At 70.2% G+C, this 14,881-nt stretch carries 13 protein-coding genes and 2 pseudogenes; 9 read left to right on the forward strand and 6 right to left on the reverse strand.

Annotation, left to right across the window (positions count from 1 at the left end; translation table 11 throughout):
• Positions 1 to 29: 29 nt before the first annotated feature.
• Positions 30 to 506, reverse strand: coding sequence for a tRNA adenosine(34) deaminase TadA (gene tadA, locus AC5JOC_RS16835; RefSeq protein WP_494246852.1), 477 nt, complete (start codon positions 504 to 506; stop codon positions 30 to 32).
• 51 nt (positions 507 to 557) lie between these two features.
• Here tadA and upp point away from each other — a divergent pair, with 51 nt between their 5' ends.
• Both upp and AC5JOC_RS16845 read left to right on the forward strand, forming a co-directional pair.
• The gene (upp, locus tag AC5JOC_RS16840) at positions 558 to 1,190 is read left to right on the forward strand and encodes a uracil phosphoribosyltransferase (RefSeq protein ID WP_079706630.1); all 633 of its coding nucleotides are present in this window, start codon (positions 558 to 560) and stop codon (positions 1,188 to 1,190) included.
• A gap of 502 nt (positions 1,191 to 1,692) precedes the next feature.
• Complete coding sequence (locus tag AC5JOC_RS16845; protein ID WP_079706629.1) at positions 1,693 to 2,400, forward strand: winged helix-turn-helix domain-containing protein; 708 nt, start codon at positions 1,693 to 1,695, stop codon at positions 2,398 to 2,400.
• Between the two features lie 81 nt (positions 2,401 to 2,481).
• Here AC5JOC_RS16845 and AC5JOC_RS16850 read toward each other — a convergent pair whose 3' ends face one another.
• Together AC5JOC_RS16850 and AC5JOC_RS16855 are read right to left on the reverse strand one after the other, a co-directional pair.
• Positions 2,482 to 3,489: a DMT family transporter gene (locus AC5JOC_RS16850; RefSeq protein WP_137243979.1), complete on the reverse strand. Its 1,008-nt coding sequence runs from the start codon at positions 3,487 to 3,489 to the stop codon at positions 2,482 to 2,484.
• Positions 3,489 to 4,763, reverse strand: coding sequence for an AI-2E family transporter (locus AC5JOC_RS16855; protein ID WP_079706627.1), 1,275 nt, complete (start codon positions 4,761 to 4,763; stop codon positions 3,489 to 3,491). Before AC5JOC_RS16855 ends, AC5JOC_RS16850 begins: the two co-directional genes overlap by 1 nt.
• A gap of 175 nt (positions 4,764 to 4,938) precedes the next feature.
• On the opposite strand from AC5JOC_RS16855, the gene AC5JOC_RS16860 reads away from it, so the two are divergent.
• The 3 genes from AC5JOC_RS16860 to AC5JOC_RS16870 are packed head-to-tail and all read left to right on the forward strand — an operon-like array spanning position 4,939 to position 6,489.
• Positions 4,939 to 5,514: an RNA polymerase sigma factor gene (locus AC5JOC_RS16860; protein WP_236555260.1), complete on the forward strand. Its 576-nt coding sequence runs from the start codon at positions 4,939 to 4,941 to the stop codon at positions 5,512 to 5,514.
• The gene (locus AC5JOC_RS16865; protein WP_192005966.1) at positions 5,511 to 6,128 is read left to right on the forward strand and encodes an Asp23/Gls24 family envelope stress response protein; all 618 of its coding nucleotides are present in this window, start codon (positions 5,511 to 5,513) and stop codon (positions 6,126 to 6,128) included. Before AC5JOC_RS16860 ends, AC5JOC_RS16865 begins: the two co-directional genes overlap by 4 nt.
• The gene (locus AC5JOC_RS16870; RefSeq protein ID WP_191941825.1) at positions 6,121 to 6,489 is read left to right on the forward strand and encodes a hypothetical protein; all 369 of its coding nucleotides are present in this window, start codon (positions 6,121 to 6,123) and stop codon (positions 6,487 to 6,489) included. Before AC5JOC_RS16865 ends, AC5JOC_RS16870 begins: the two co-directional genes overlap by 8 nt.
• A gap of 61 nt (positions 6,490 to 6,550) precedes the next feature.
• Here AC5JOC_RS16870 and AC5JOC_RS16875 read toward each other — a convergent pair whose 3' ends face one another.
• From AC5JOC_RS16875 to AC5JOC_RS16885, 3 genes and pseudogenes are all read right to left on the reverse strand, one after another.
• Positions 6,551 to 9,592, reverse strand: coding sequence for an SdrD B-like domain-containing protein (locus AC5JOC_RS16875; RefSeq protein WP_494246905.1), 3,042 nt, complete (start codon positions 9,590 to 9,592; stop codon positions 6,551 to 6,553).
• Between the two features lie 93 nt (positions 9,593 to 9,685).
• A pseudogene (locus AC5JOC_RS16880) lies at positions 9,686 to 9,934 on the reverse strand (hypothetical protein); the annotation flags it as partial.
• A 43-nt stretch (positions 9,935 to 9,977) separates the two neighbouring features.
• Positions 9,978 to 10,220: a hypothetical protein gene (locus tag AC5JOC_RS16885; RefSeq protein ID WP_494246853.1), complete on the reverse strand. Its 243-nt coding sequence runs from the start codon at positions 10,218 to 10,220 to the stop codon at positions 9,978 to 9,980.
• Between the two features lie 399 nt (positions 10,221 to 10,619).
• On the opposite strand from AC5JOC_RS16885, the gene AC5JOC_RS16890 reads away from it, so the two are divergent.
• From AC5JOC_RS16890 to AC5JOC_RS16905, 4 genes and pseudogenes are all read left to right on the forward strand, one after another.
• Positions 10,620 to 11,051, forward strand: a complete 432-nt coding sequence (locus AC5JOC_RS16890) for a MarR family winged helix-turn-helix transcriptional regulator (RefSeq protein ID WP_085513978.1) — start codon at positions 10,620 to 10,622, stop codon at positions 11,049 to 11,051.
• Between the two features lie 107 nt (positions 11,052 to 11,158).
• A pseudogene (locus AC5JOC_RS16895) lies at positions 11,159 to 12,644 on the forward strand (AlkA N-terminal domain-containing protein).
• A complete protein-coding gene (locus AC5JOC_RS16900) occupies positions 12,641 to 13,201 on the forward strand; it encodes a methylated-DNA--[protein]-cysteine S-methyltransferase (protein WP_494246854.1) in 561 nt (186 codons plus the stop codon). The pseudogene AC5JOC_RS16895 and the gene AC5JOC_RS16900 overlap by 4 nt, the downstream one beginning before the upstream one ends.
• A 259-nt stretch (positions 13,202 to 13,460) precedes the next feature.
• The gene (locus AC5JOC_RS16905; protein WP_494246855.1) at positions 13,461 to 14,831 is read left to right on the forward strand and encodes a cryptochrome/photolyase family protein; all 1,371 of its coding nucleotides are present in this window, start codon (positions 13,461 to 13,463) and stop codon (positions 14,829 to 14,831) included.
• Positions 14,832 to 14,881 lie beyond the last annotated feature (50 nt).

A 14,881-nucleotide genomic window follows, 5' to 3' on the forward strand; every position in this document is an offset into this window, starting at 1 on the left:
CGCGGGGACCTCCGGGGCCGTGTGCGCCCTCAGGGGGCTCCGACGCCGCCCGCGCCCCGGAAGAAGTCGGTGAGGAGCGTCGAGCAGCGCTCGGCCTCCACGCCCGCGTAGACCTCGACACGGTGCTGCAGGCGCCGGTCGCGCAGGACGTCGTAGACGGAACCGACCGCACCGGCCTTCTCGTCCCAGGCCCCGAAGACGACCCGCGGGATCCGGGCGGCGAGGATCGCGCCGGCGCACATGACGCAGGGTTCGAGCGTGACGACGAGCGTCAGCTCCGTGAGGTGCCAGTCGGCCAGCGCGGCCGCGGCGGCGCGGATGGCGACCACCTCGGCGTGGGCGGTCGGATCGGTGTGCAGCTCGCGCTCGTTGCGCCCGACGGAGACGACCGTGCCGTCCGGGGCGACGAGCACCGCGCCCACCGGGACGTCGTCACTGGCCAGTGCCGCCTCGGCCTCGGCGATGGCGAGGTCCATCCACACGGCGAACTCGGCCGGTGCGTGCATCCGTCATCTCCCCGAAATCCTGGTCGCCGCGCGAGCGACTAGATTGATCGTATGCGAGTGCACGTAGCCGACCACCCCCTCATCACCCACAAGCTCACGGTGCTCCGCGACAAGACGACACCGTCACCGGTGTTCCGTGCCCTCACCGAGGAGCTCGTCACGCTGCTCGCCTACGAGGCGACGCGCGGCGTCACGGTCGAGGAGATCACGATCCAGACGCCCGTCACCGAGACGGTCGGCGTCAAGATCAGCGAGCCGCGTCCGCTCGTGGTCCCGATCCTGCGGGCCGGCCTCGGCATGCTCGAGGGCATGGTGAAGCTGCTCCCCACCGCCGAGGTCGGCTTCCTCGGCATGGTGCGCAACGAGGAGACCCTCGAACCCACCACGTACGCGGAGCGTCTCCCCGACGACCTGTCCGACCGCCAGTGCTTCGTGCTCGACCCGATGCTCGCGACCGGTGGCTCGCTCGCGGCGGCCATCGACTTCCTCTTCAAGCGTGGCGCGATGCACGTCACCGCCATCTGCCTGCTCGCCGCCCCCGAGGGTCTCGAGCGCCTCGAGGCCGAGACGGCCGGCAAGGACGTCACCATCGTCCTGGGCGCCCTCGACGAGAAGCTCGACGAGAACGGGTACATCGTCCCCGGGCTCGGCGACGCCGGCGACCGCCTCTACGGCGTCGTCTGACCCCTGCTCCCGCCGACATGAGGCGGATCGTCGTCCATCCCCGCGATGGACGACGATCCGCCTCATCTCAGTTGTGCCGCCAGCTGACAATCCCCGAGTAACAGAACGTCATCTTCCGCTCGCACTTGACAGGATCCGGGGGATTCCTGTTGTATTGCGGACTATGACGACCAACGCGCCCACCCCGACCTCCTTCGAGGCCCCTGGGAACGCCGGCATGATGATGCCCGGCCGCGCTGTCATGTGCTGTCGAATGTGTCGCTGATCCGACTCCTCCAGCACCGGTAGCGATCCACACGGATCCGCTCCACTGCTCCCAGCACCTCCGAGTCCGCCGCTCCCCCACCAGGTGAGCCGACTCCCGGACGTACCCCGTCCGTACCCGGCCGACGCGCCACTTCCCGGATCGCGGGACCGCAACTGCCCACCGGCAGGCGGGATCACCCCGAGCGCACCGCGCACGATCCGTCGTAGCATCATCACTCCCGAGGACCTCGCACTCATGTCTCTTGCAGCCGTTCAGACCACCCGCCCCACCCGCCAGCTCACCGCCGTCGAGGATGCGCCTCGGGCCGCGACCCCGCACGTCCGCGCCGTTCCGGCCGGCCCCGAAGCCCGAGGGTTCGTCCTCTACGTCGGCCTCGACGAGGCGAAGGCGGCCGCCGCCGGCACGAGCCTCGGTGAGATCGTCGAGGCCATCAAGGCCCTGACGGCCCAGTTCGCTCCGGAGGCCGAGACGCACGCGGCCGTCGCCCTTGCCCCTCGCGGTGCCGGCGGACGCGACCTCGACGTCGTCCGGCTCGCCCTCCAGGACCCCTCGGCACTCGCGGCCCACCGCGACGAGGTCGACGAGGAGGAGCAGGACCGCGCGCACGCCGGTGTCGTCGTCGACATCTCCCGGAAGCGCCTCGTCCTCGACAATGAAGCTGCGCCGCTCACGTACAAGGAGTTCGAGCTCCTCCAGTACCTCGTCCTCCGCGAAGGACGCACGATCGAGCGCGCGGAGCTCATCTCATCGCTGTGGCGCGCCGGCGACGACGAAGAGGTCCCGAACGAGCGGACCATCGACGTCCACGTGCGTCGCCTGCGCGCCAAGCTCGGCCGCTACGAGGACATCGTCCGCACCGTGCGCGGTGTCGGCTACCGCTTCGACCGCCACGCGGACGTCTCCATCCGCTACGCCAGCACCCCGTCGCCCGACCTGTTCTAAGCCGGTTCGGCGGCCCCACCGACGAGACGACGGGCCCGGTGAGCGGGTGTTCCACTCGCCGGGCCCGTCGGACGTCCTGCGTCAGATGACGCGCGGCTTCTTCGGCTTCTCGCCCGGTGCCGGGACCGGGCGCATCGCGAGCTTCCACACGCCGAAGACGGCGATCGCACCGGCGACGACGAAGAGCACGAGCGCGAACCAGGGCGCACTGGCCGCCTCACCGAGCACGACGATGCCGATGCCGACGGCGACGAGTGGGTCGACGACGGTGAGGCCCGCGACCACCAGGTCCGGCTGTCCGCTCTGGTGGGCCTTCTGGACGAAGAACCCACCCACCCCGGCGGCGACGAGCAATGCGATGATGCCGACGACGGTGAGACCCTCGAAGTTCTGCGTGATGACCCGGTTGATGACGACCTTCGCGAGGGTCACGACGAACCCGTACAGGACGCCTGCCGCGACCACGTAGAACACCGTGTGCAGCTTCCGGCGCCACAGCGCGTACGCGCCGGCGAGCGCCAGAGTCACGACCGCGAGCATGATGAGGATGATGATGAGCTGCGGCTGACGGATCGGCTCCTCCACCGCGTAGAGCGCGGCGACGATCACGAAGAGGCCGATGCCGGCGACGCACAGCACCATCGCGCGGGTCTGCTCCTTGGTGATCTTGACCCGGGTGACCCTGGCGTTCAACAGTGCCGTGATCACGAGGGCGATCGCCCCGAGCGGCTGCACGACGATGAGCGGTGCGAAGGCCAGCGCGACGAGCTGGAAGACGATGGCCAGGCCGAGCAGCAGGGTGCCGATGAGCCAGGACGGGCGACCGAGCAGCTGCGGGAGCTGCTTCAGCCCGAACGCCGACGAGGCCGCCTCGACCTTCCCGACGCCCCGGGACTGGAGCTGGGTCCCCACCGCCAGGAAGAAGGCGCCGACGAGGGCGATCGGGATGCCGATCGCCTGGTACGGCGTCACGCTGATCGTCGGGATGTCGAGGTCGACCGCGGCCCGAGCGGACTGCGCGACGACGCCCGCGGTACCCGACAGCAGCAGGGCGCCGGCCGCGAGGACCGGGAACGACGTGGCCGCCATCACTTCGCCGCCGCGCTCGTGCCGACGGCCGCCGTCTCGGCGTCACCGAGTTTGTTCTCCGGTACCACCTTGGAGTCCTGGCTCGGGAAGACGACCTTCTGCACGATGATGATGATCGATGCGGCGACCGGGATCGCGACGAGGGCGCCGAGGATGCCGCCGAGGGCACCGCCACCGAAGGCCGCGATGACGACGAGGGCGCCGGGGACGGCGACCGCCTTGTTCATGATGCGCGGGCTCAGGACGTACGCCTCGATCTGCATGTAGATCAGGTAGTAGATGATCGCGATGAGCGCGGTGACCGGCGAGACGAAGAGGCAGAGCGCGCTGTTCACGATCGAGGCGCTCAGCGTTCCGACGAGCGGGATCATCGACCCGATGAACGCCAGCAGGGCGAGCAGCGGCGGGAAGGGCGCTCCGATGATGCTGAGGAAGATGAAGCTCAGCACACCGTTGACCAGCGCGAGCCCGACCTGTCCGACGACGTAGCGTCCGACGGCCTGCGTGATCTCCTCGAGCACCTGCGCGAAGCCCTCGCGGCGGTAGGCGGGGAGGAAGCGGTACGTGACGGCCTTCATCGAGCGCAGCGACGCGAGGAAGTACAGGGTCAGGATGAGGACGATGATCGAGCCGGTGATGCCCGATGCGACGCCCGCACCGACCGCGACGATGCCGCCACCGATGTTCAACAGGTTGTTGGGGTCCTTGAGGAAGGAGAACGCGTCGTTGAGCGCCGAGTCGATGTCGAGGGTGTTCCCGATCGTGTTCTGCACCCACGCGACGAAGTCGCTGTTCAGGAACTGCTGCGAGATCCGGGGGTAATCGCTCACGAAGTTCGAGATCTGCGTCACGAGCAGCGGCACGATGGCGAAGATGATGCCGACGAACGCGCCGATCACGGCGAGGAAGACGACGGCGATGGCGAGGCCGCGCGGCAGCTTCTGCTCGAGCCAGGAGACGAGCGGGTCCAGGCCGAGCGCGATGAACAGTGCGACGCCGACGTAGATCAGGGTGGTGCTGAGCTGGGTGACGATGCTGCCGATCACGAGCGCGACGAGCACGCCGATACCCCCGACGAGGCCGATGCGGAACGCGTTGATGCGCACGCTCGGAGCCGAGGGCTGGAGGGCCGCGACCACGGCGGCCGACGGTGGCGAGGAGGCTGCGGCCTTCGCCGCGCGCTCCTGCTTGGCCTCCTGGTGCTTGGCGCGCCTGGCCTCGCGCTCCTCCGGGGTGGAGGAGAACCCGGGCAACCGGAGTTTGGGGGTCTTCATCGTGCGGTCTCCTCGGTGGTGATGCGATCGTGGTGCGATCGTGGTGCTGGGGCGTTCACATGGATCGCCGCTCTGTGCCTACAGTAGTGAGACGGAGCCCGGCTCGCAGATGTCACGGTCGGGTGTGACGAAACCGCCGGAAGTTGTCTCGGCCGGCACAGAGAGGCGGCAGGCGGTGGGTGTCGATCCAGTGCGCACGTCGGGCGGCCTCCTCGAGCAGGCGACCGACCGGACCCTCGTCGAACGGTGCGTCGACGGCGACACCCGCGCGTTCCAGGTGCTCATCACGCGCTACGGCAGGATGATGAAGGCGTACGCCGTGCGACTCACGCGATCCTCGGCGGACGGCGACGACGTCGTCCAGGAGGCGCTCATCTCGGCCTGGAAGCGGATCGACACGCTCGAGGACGGCGCGATGGTGAAGAGCTGGCTGATGCGCATCGTCAGCCGCCGGGCGATCGACCTCATGCGGCAGCGCAAGGACACCGAGTCGACCGACGACGCCATCATCGAGGCCCCGGAGCGCGACGGTCCCGAACGGCGAGCCGAAGCGTCGTCGCAGCTGGGAGCACTGTCAGCAGCGCTCGACAGACTGCCGCACGGACAGCACCAGGCTTGGGTGCTCCGCGAGATCGGCGGATACTCGTACGAGGAGATCGCCGAACAGCTGGGGCAGAGCGTCGCCAGCGTCCGAGGGAGTCTCGCACGGGCTCGGGCGACACTGGTCAAGGACATGGAGGGGTGGCGATGAACACCGAAATTCCGGGCTCCGGACCGGGCGGGCCGGGCGGTTGCGCGCACGGCATCGACGCCCTCACGGACTACCTCGAACGCGACATGCTGCCGGCCGACCCGTCGATCGACGACTCGCCCGAATGCCAGCGGATCCTCCGGTCCCTGCGACGGGTCCGCTCGCTCGCCACGCCATTGCGGGAGGCGGACGAGGCGGCGGTCACCGCACTCGACCAGGACTGGATCCGCGGGATCATGGAGAACATCGGCCGTGAGGCGAAGGCCGGACGCGACATCCCGTTCGCCGCGTCCGACGACGCCGCGGCGCTCGTCATCACGGAGGGCACGGTCCGCGGGCTGGTCCGCGGTGCCGGCGACCGCACCCCGGGCGTGCTCGTGGGGCGCTGCGTGCTCGAGGGCGACGTCACCGTGGTCGGTGAACCGATCATGCTCCACGTCACGGTGAGCATCGGTTGGGGGAAGTCGGTCGCCGACACGGTTGCGTTGTTCCGCGAGGAGGTCGCCGCCAGCCTCCGGCAACACACGGACCTCGTCGTGGCAGGTCTCGACATCGTCGTCGACGACCTGCACTTCGAGGCCGACGAGATCGGAGAGGTGGGGGACGATGCATGACCTGACGGAGACGGACGACGACCTCGGAACGCTCGCGAGTTCGCTCGACGACGTGATCCTGGCGATACCGGGCGTCGACGGGTTGACCGCCGTCGAGCCCACACTGCTCCGGGCCGCGAAGGAGGGTGTCGGCGCACTGCTCGGCTCGCCCGACCAGCAGGCACGGGTGAGCGTCAAGCGCGTCCGAGGCGTCCTGACCGTCCACGCCAACATCTCCGTGGCAGCTGAGGCGGCCTCCCCTGCCGTCGCGCAGGCGGTCCATCGCGCCATCGCGGAGCGGCTCCCCTCGTCCACCGACGAGGGTGCACCGTCCATCACCGTCCGCGTGATCGACGTCGTCCCGAGCGGCTCCCAGGACTGACACGAGCGCGCACGGTCCCGATCCGGGATCGTGCGCGCTCGATGTGCGGTGGCTCCTCGACTCAGCCGCTCGACTCCTCGGCGTCACTGCGGGCGCGACGCGCACGCACGACGAGGAGTGCCGCCCCGCCGATCACGAGCAGGAGCATCGCGGCGATCATCGCCTGGTCGAGCCAGAGCACGCCGGTCGTGGCCAGCGGACCCTGCGTACCGGACAGACGTTCCGGGGTCGCCTGCGGCGTCCCGGACGGCGTCGGCGTCGGCTCCGAGGGGACGGACGGGTCCGTCGGTTCCTCGGGATCGGTCACCGGCGGGCTCACGGGCAGCTCCACCTCGACGATGCCGCCGTTCCAGGTGAGGTCGACCGCGTCCGCGCCGGTCGGCGACGGGTCGACCACGACGATGTCCTCCATGGTGGACGACTGCGGATCGAGCGCCGAGTTGACGAGGCCGTCGTCACCGACGCGGAAGCCGGTGATCTCCGCGCCCTCAGGCAGGTCGACACTGATGGTGTACGCACCCGACACGAGCCCGCTGAAGCGGTATCGGCCGTCGGCGTCCGTCTCGGTCTCCTCGGAGACGGTGGCACCGTGCTTGTCGACGCCGTCCAGCCGGAGTGGCACACCGGCCACGCCGTCGCCGGGCTGTCCGTCGGCACCGTCGTCGTCGAGTCCGTCACCGTCACGGTCCCACCAGAGGCGCTCGCCGATCGACGTGGAGACGACGGTCGTCGCCACGAGCGGCGACCGGGCTCCGAGGGTCTGCGACGCCGAGCGCACCGTGGCGTCGTTCCGGTACTCCGCACCGGACACCGCGCCGTCCGTCGTGAGCTCGACGGCGATCTCGTGACGTTCGAGGGCGTCGAGTTCGGCGACCTCCACGCGGAACGCGGTGACGTCGGCGAGCGATTCGGGACACGCCTCCGCACCGAAGTCGTCGGAGGTGCACCAGTCGAACCCGTCCGGAAGCTCCCGGGAGGTGTCCGTGCCGTCGATGGCGGACGCGGCCTGCACTGCGGCCGGGTCGGCGGCGGTGTAGAGCACCCGGTCGCCGTCGGCGGCCTCGATCTCGTCGGCCAGGACGCCGGCCGCGGATGATCCACGGTTGTCGCCGACGAACGGGAGCACGTCCACCAGGGCGACGTCCTCCTGAGCACCGGTGGCGTTCATGTTGGCGTAGGCGAGGCGGTAGTCGATCCGGTCGCCGGACTCGATGACGCGCTGTTCGACGCTCTTCTGCACGCGGAGCCCACCGGGCGCACGGAGCGACACGGTCTGGCGCCCGTGGTGCGCGTCCTGCGTCGTGGCGTCCTCGGGGACCTCCTCGAGCGAACCCGGGTCGTCCGGGCTCGCGACGACCACCTGGTTGACCAGGTCGCCGATGAGCGTCGCATCCGACGTCGCCCAGTACCGGATGACGGGCTCGGCGCCGCGCTCGACCTGCCCGAGCCTCCAGGTGAGGAGGGTGGTGCCGTCCTCGGCGAGTTCGACCGAGTCGGGCACGTGCGACACCTCCGTCGGGTCGTAGACGAGCCCGGCGGGCAGTCGGTCGACGACGACGACGTCACGTGCGGCGTTCCCCTGGCCGGGCACGCTCGTGATCTGGGGCGTGACCTCGAAGCGCACGCGGTCACCCGCGAGCAGCTGGGCCGGTGAACCGGGTTCCACGGCCGGTTCGATCGCCCGCTTCCCGATGCCGATCACGGCGTTGGCGGCGATGAGCCGGTCGCCGCGAGGGTAGTTCGCGTTGTCGTCCTTCGCAGCGTCGTACTTGTTGTGGAACCAGCCGTCCTTCGCGTACCACGTGCTGTAGTCGACGTCGTCGGGGTATTGCTCCGGGCTGTACAGCGAGTAGCTCTCAGCGAGGAAGGTGCCGGCGGGGACACCGTCGTTCATCACGAGTGTGAGCGATGCCATGAGCGAGGCACCGATCGGGATGACGCCGGACGCGCTGCGATAGCGGATCTTGGTGATGTCCTCCACCGCGATCGACGAGGGGTCGGTGGTCCAGTCGTCGTCGGCGTCACCGCACGTGGTGTCGGTCATCTGACGCCACCGGGTGGCGTCGTCAGCGGCCACGTCGACGGTCGATCGTGTGCCGTACTCGATGATCAGCGGCGTCGAGGCGTGCCCTCGAGCGGGAACGCCGTCGGGTCCGACGGCTGCATGCTGCGTCTTCGTGTCGAAGGCCTGGCAGAACACCTGTCCGGTGAACTCCGTGCCGCCTCGGTTGTTGAACATCGAGAGGGCACGGTACTGCTGTCCGGGTACGACGACGCCGTCGCCCGTGCCCGGCAGGAACTGCCCGGGGACCGGGATGAGCGCATTGGTGTCGTCGATGTAGCGAGTGCCATGGCCTCCGTCGGGACGGCGGAGGAGACTCGCGCTCGTCCGGTTGTCGTCGAGCGGCTCGTCCGCGTTTGCGATCTGCTGTCCATCGGCGTCTCGGCCCGTCGCCAGGAGGTCGCGGACCAGGAGGCGGGTGGTGATCGAGCCGTTCGCGGGCACATCGTCTCGAGGCACGAACACGCCGAAGCGGCCGAGCGCGAGGTAGCCGCGGAGCGGGATGGCTGCGCCGTTCGCGGTCTTGGTGGGGATGTGGTCGGCGCTGAGGTCCGCGCCGGAGATGGTCACGTGGATCCGACGCGGGTCGTCCGGGTCGACGCGACACGTCCAGGCGCCGGAGTCGGTCACGGCGTTCTCGCCGCCGCCTCTGGCGCCCGGGAAGACGCGCGCTTCACCGGCGCCCGCCGCACAAGCCGTCTGGTTCGAGAGTCTGGCGTTCGGGCTGACATCATCGAGGTCGATCACGAAGGTGACGTCATCGACCACGTTCGACTGCCCGCGTGCACCGAGTCCACCCGCGGCGTTGTACCCGGCGAGGTCGAGGTAGGCGTCGTAGTGGATGCGGAACCCGGGCACATCGTCCTGGGTCACGGCGCTGACGATCGTTGCCGTCCGCACCCCGAGGTTCACTCGCGGACCGCTGCTCGCGGTCGTCGCGGGAACCTCCGTCGCGTCCTCGGCGAGGGCGCCGGAGGCCACGTCGTTCGCGGCCGCGCTGAGTGCTCCCGCCGGGGAGGTGAGCACGGAACCGTTCGGCATGCTGTCTGCCGTGGCGATGAGGTCGTAGGTGGTGACGGAGTTCGGCAGGACGCCGCCGATGACGCAATCGAGGACGCGTCGGTCGTCGCTGACGGTCGACCCGGCTCCGCAGTAGGCGGGGAGCGCGGTGACGATCGGCCAGCGCAGGCCGTCGGGGAGGGTCTGGCGAACGGTCACGAGGTCGCCGGCTGCGGCTCCGTCGAGCTGGACCTCGACGCGGTAGGTGACCGTGTCGTGCGTGCGGACGACGTCGTTCGTCGCGCTGCTGTCGTGGCCGGGGGCGTCGTCCGCGTCGAACGGGGCGGTGCCGGTGGCGACGCCCGCGAGCGCGATCTGCAGCGCGAGGTCGGCGTTCGGGGCCTCGGCGTCGGGGGTGGCGGTGGGCTCACGTCGGCGGGGTCGTCGGCGACGTGTCGTCGGGGTCGCTGCCCGAGGAGGGCTCGTCGGTGTCGACCGGACTGTCGTCGGTGGGCTCCTCGACGGGCGCGGGGTCCGTCGGTGCCGTTGCCGGGGTGCCGGCCGCTGTCGCGGGCGAAGCGACCGTGCCGGTCAGCAGCGCGGCGAGCGCGACGATGGCGCCCGCGTGGGCGGTGACGATCCGGCGTCGGGGCCGGTGCGGTGTGGACATGGGGGTCTCGTCTCGGTAACGTGTGGTCGGGTGGTATTTCAGAGCGTAACATAATAAACACACGTGGGGAAGTGGCACCATCGGCCTCCATGCGCTCGCGCTCCGCCGGTGTAGCGCACTCGGACAACTCCCAGTAAAAATAACGTTCTGATAACTACCGCTCGTTACCGATCCGTTATATGGTTTTGGAACGTTAGTTGTTTTGCTGTGGCAGCTGACGGAATGTGATTGCAGGACACTCTTGGTGCAAGGGAAAGAGAGCCGGTCGTAGCCTCTGCGACCGGCTCTCGTCATGTCCGGAGACGATACGGAGCGCAACCACCCCACCTCGACGCACCGCTCGACGGCCGTGCAGGATAGATTCAGGTGGTGGATCGTCGGACGGCAGCGGGAGCGGGTATGGACGAGAGGCGACTCGCGATCGCCGCGTGGGAGTCACTGTTCCGCGCGCAGGTCGACGTGATGCGCCACATCTCGCACGACTTCCCGAGCCACGGCATCTCGCTCAACGAGTACGACGTCCTGCACACGATGTCGCGGGAGCCCGATCGTCGCATCCGTCTGCGCGACCTCAACTCGAGCGTGCTGCTCTCGCAGCCGAGCATCAGTCGCCTGGTCGATCGACTCGTCGCGCGCGGACTGGTCGGCAAATGCCCCGACCCGGACGACGGCCGCGGCACCCTCGTCCGCATGACCGACGCGGGCTACGACGTCTACCGCGCGGTCGCCATCGCCCACGGTGCGACGATCGCCGAACGCGTGACCACGTCGCTCAGCCCACAGGAGATGGCGACCCTCGCGGCGCTCAGCGACAAGCTCCGCGGAGCGTGAGCCGCGCCGACTGATCCGGCGCGCACGGCCCCCACTGTCGTGTCCGATTTCCGCTCGTCGGACCCGGTGGCGCATGTCAGACTCGGATCATGGACGACACCCGGAGCATGGACTTCGCCGAACGCTACCGCGCGATCCAAGCCCGCGACCAGCGCTTCGACGGGCAGTTCATCACGGCCGTGAGCTCCACGGGGATCTACTGCCGGCCGTCCTGCCCGGCTCGGACCCCGAAGCCGGAGAACGTCACCTTCTACGCGACGAGCGCCGCGGCGCACGAGGCCGGTTTCCGCGCATGCAAGCGGTGCCTGCCTGAAGCGGTCCCGGGCACGCCCGCCTGGAACCTCGGCAACGACGTCGCCGCGCGCAGCATGCGCCTCATCGCCGACGGCGTCGTCGAACGGGAGGGCGTCCCCGGGACTCGCCTCGCGCCTCGGGTACTCGAGCCGGCATCTGACGCGGATCCTCAGCGCCGAGCTGGGCGCGGGTCCACTCGCCCTGGCGCGGGCCCACCGCGCGCAGGGTGCTCGACAGCTGCTGACCGGCACCGACCTCCCCTTCGGTGACATCGCCTTCGCCGCCGGGTTCTCGAGCATCCGGCAGTTCAACGACACGATGCGGGAGGTGTTCGAGCTCACCCCCGGTGAGCTGCGCGCGAAACACCGGACGGTCGGCGAACACGCCTCCGGCTCGATCACCCTGTCCCTGCCGTTCCGCCGCCCGTTCGACGCGGCGGGCGTCTTCGCCTGGCTCGCGCCACGGGCGGTGGACGGCGTCGAGCTCGCGGGGCCCGACCACTACGCCCGGCTCCTCGCCCTCCCCGGCGGCACGGCGTGGTTCGAGGTGCGACAGCTCGGCGACGACCTCCGACTCACCGCCGAGGTGACGGACCTCGCCGACCTGCCGGTGCTCGTCTCGCGGGTCCGTCGGCTCTTCGACCTCGACGCCGACCCGACGTCGGCCGACGCCGTCCTCGCGACGGACCCGCGTCTCGCCGCCTCGGTCGCGGCCACACCCGGCATCCGACTCCCCGGGGCGGTCGATCCGGAGGAGATGCTGGTCCGGGCGATGGTCGGCCAGCAGATCACCGTGGCCGCGGCGCGCACCCAGCTCCGCCGTCTCGCGGACGAGGTGAGCACGACGGTCCCCGAACGACACGGACTGCACCGGCTCTTCCCGACGGCGACGCAGATCGCGAACGGCGGGGAGGCCGCCCTCGTCGGGCCCCGAGCGCGGATCGACAGCCTGCTCGGCGTCGCGCGGGCACTCGTGTCCGGTGAACTCACGATCGGCTTCGGCGACGACCGCGACGAGCTCCGGACGCGCCTGCTCGCCATGAAGGGGATCGGCCCCTGGACGGCCGACTACGTCAGCATGCGGGTGCTCGGCAACCCCGACGCCTTCCTGCCCGGCGACGTCGCCGTCCGCACGGGTGCGGGCCGACTCGGCTTGCCGTCCGACGCCCGCACCCTCACTGCGGAAGCGGACGCCTTCGCCCCGTGGCGCTCCTACCTCTGCCTCCACCTGTGGAAGGCGGCCTCCACACCGGCGCCGTCCGCCGCACCCTCAGCCCTCGAGAAAGGTCCAGCAGCATGACCACCATCATCTCCAGCACGAGCGCCCGCCGCGGTGACGGCCGGGCGTCCGGCGCGCAGCTCACCGCGACCAGCCAGACCGTCGACACCCCGGACGGCCCCTTCACGATCCTCGCGCGGGAGGACGGAGCGGTGCTCTCCTCAGGGTGGTCCGACGACATCGGCGTCATGCTCGAACGGATCCGGCCAGCCGACCGCCCCCGCGAGACGGTGGCGGGGACGATCGCGGCGATGGACGCCGTCCGGGCGTACTACGACGGCGACCTGGCGGCGATCGACCTCGTACCGGTCGCCCAGTTCGGTGGCCCGTTCCGCACGCACGCCTGGACGGTGCTGCGGACGATCGCCGCAGGACACCCGGTGACGTACACGGAGTTCGCCGCGGCGAGCGGTCGGCCGTCGGCGGTCCGCGCTGCGGCGAGCGCCTGCGCGACGAACGCGCCCGCCCTGTTCGTCCCGTGCCACCGTGTCCTCCGGACCGACGGGACGCTCGGCGGGTTCGCGTGGGGACTCGACGTCAAGCGGTCGTTGCTCGACCGCGAGGCCGCGCTGAGCTGAGTGGGCACGGGAACGGGGAACACGGTCCCTGAGCACCCATCCACGGACCCTGAGCCTGTCGAAGGGCGGCGCCTCCCCGTGGGCACTTCGACAAGCTCAGTGACCGGAAGGATGGCTCAGTGACCGGAGGATGGCTCAGTGACCGGAGGATGGCACGGTGACCGGAGGATGGCTCAGTGACCGGGACGGCACGATGACCGGAACGGGCGGGTCCGGTCAACCCTGCGGAGCAGACGGATCGTCCGCGTAGGCTGACGGGATGGCTGCTGCCCCGACGATCGTATGGTTCCGCGACGACCTCCGCCTGGCCGACAACCCCGCGCTGCACGCAGCGGTCGAGCTCGACGCGCCGATCCTCTGCCTGTTCGTCCTCGACGACAGCGAAGCGCTGCGACCGCTCGGCGGCGCGTCCCGCTGGTGGTTGCACCACAGCCTCGAGGCGCTCGGCGACGACATCCGCGGTCTCGGCGGCACGCTCCTCCTGCGGTCCGGGAGCGCGGCGACCATCGTGCCCGAACTCGCCCACTCGATCGGCGCCGGCGCCGTCCTGTGGAACCGTCGCTACGGCGCGGCCGAGCGCGAGATCGACGCCGGGATCAAGTCGGAGCTGAAGGAGGCCGGGCTCGACGCTCGCAGCTTCGCCGCGAACCTCCTCGCTGAGCCGTGGGAGATCGTCACCGGACAGGGGCAGCCGTATTCGGTGTTCACCCCGTTCTGGAAGGCCTCGCTGCAGCGGCACGCGGCGAACCCGCCGAGACACCCCCTCCCCGCGCCGACCGCACTGACCGCCATGGCCGAACCGCCCTCGGGCGACGAGCTCGGCTCCTGGAACCTGCTCCCGACGAAGCCGGACTGGGCGGCCGGACTCCGGGAGCAGTGGACGCCCGGTGAGGCCGGCGCCGACGCGCGGCTCGCCGAGTTCCTCGACGACGGCGTCACGGGCTACGCGGAGGACCGAGACTTCCCGGCCCAGCCGTCGACCTCCGGGCTCTCCCCGCACCTCCGGTTCGGCGAGATCAGCTCGCCGCAGATCTGGCACGCCGCCCGCGACGGCCGCCGGCATCTCGGCGACGACGGCGCCACCTTCCTCAAAGAACTCGGCTGGCGCGACTTCGCCTACCATTGCCTCTTCGCCTTCCCCGACCTCGCGACGCGCAACTGGCGTCAGGCCTTCGACCGGTTCCCCTGGCCGGACGTCGACCAGGACGCCTTCGACGCCTGGACCGCCGGGAGGACCGGGATCCCGCTCGTCGACGCCGGCATGCGGGAGCTCTGGGCGACGGGCACCATGCACAACCGGATCCGGATGGTGACGGCATCCTTCCTCACCAAGAACCTGCTCATCCACTGGAAGCTCGGCGAGGACTGGTTCTGGGACACGCTCGTCGACGCCGACCCGGCGTCCAACCCCTTCAACTGGCAGTGGGTGGCCGGCAGCGGCTTCGACGCCTCGCCCTACTTCCGGATCTTCAACCCGGAACGGCAGCGCGAACGCTTCGACGCCGACGACGCGTACATCAAGCGGTGGGTGCCCGAGTTCGGCACGCCCGACTACCCCGAGCCGATCGTCGACCTCGGCGAGACGAGACAGGCTGCGCTCGCGGCGTACGAGCAGGTCAAGGGGGCGTAGCTCCGGGCCGTCGTTCTTCGACACTTCGACAGGCTCAGTGACCGGGGTGG

It is taken from the genome of Plantibacter sp., assembly GCF_059073635.1.

Bases quoted from the DNA above. Each gene is read 5' to 3' on its own strand.
- tadA (WP_494246852.1), bottom strand. From the start codon at position 506: ATGCACGCACCGGCCGAGTTCGCCGTGTGGATGGACCTCGCCATCGCC.
- upp (WP_079706630.1), top strand. From the start codon at position 558: ATGCGAGTGCACGTAGCCGACCACCCCCTCATCACCCACAAGCTCACG.
- AC5JOC_RS16845 (WP_079706629.1), top strand. From the start codon at position 1,693: ATGTCTCTTGCAGCCGTTCAGACCACCCGCCCCACCCGCCAGCTCACC.
- AC5JOC_RS16850 (WP_137243979.1), bottom strand. From the start codon at position 3,489: ATGGCGGCCACGTCGTTCCCGGTCCTCGCGGCCGGCGCCCTGCTGCTG.
- AC5JOC_RS16855 (WP_079706627.1), bottom strand. From the start codon at position 4,763: ATGAAGACCCCCAAACTCCGGTTGCCCGGGTTCTCCTCCACCCCGGAG.
- AC5JOC_RS16865 (WP_192005966.1), top strand. From the start codon at position 5,511: ATGAACACCGAAATTCCGGGCTCCGGACCGGGCGGGCCGGGCGGTTGC.
- AC5JOC_RS16870 (WP_191941825.1), top strand. From the start codon at position 6,121: ATGCATGACCTGACGGAGACGGACGACGACCTCGGAACGCTCGCGAGT.
- AC5JOC_RS16875 (WP_494246905.1), bottom strand. From the start codon at position 9,592: ATGCCGAACGGTTCCGTGCTCACCTCCCCGGCGGGAGCACTCAGCGCG.
- AC5JOC_RS16885 (WP_494246853.1), bottom strand. From the start codon at position 10,220: ATGTCCACACCGCACCGGCCCCGACGCCGGATCGTCACCGCCCACGCG.
- AC5JOC_RS16890 (WP_085513978.1), top strand. From the start codon at position 10,620: ATGGACGAGAGGCGACTCGCGATCGCCGCGTGGGAGTCACTGTTCCGC.
- AC5JOC_RS16900 (WP_494246854.1), top strand. From the start codon at position 12,641: ATGACCACCATCATCTCCAGCACGAGCGCCCGCCGCGGTGACGGCCGG.
- AC5JOC_RS16905 (WP_494246855.1), top strand. From the start codon at position 13,461: ATGGCTGCTGCCCCGACGATCGTATGGTTCCGCGACGACCTCCGCCTG.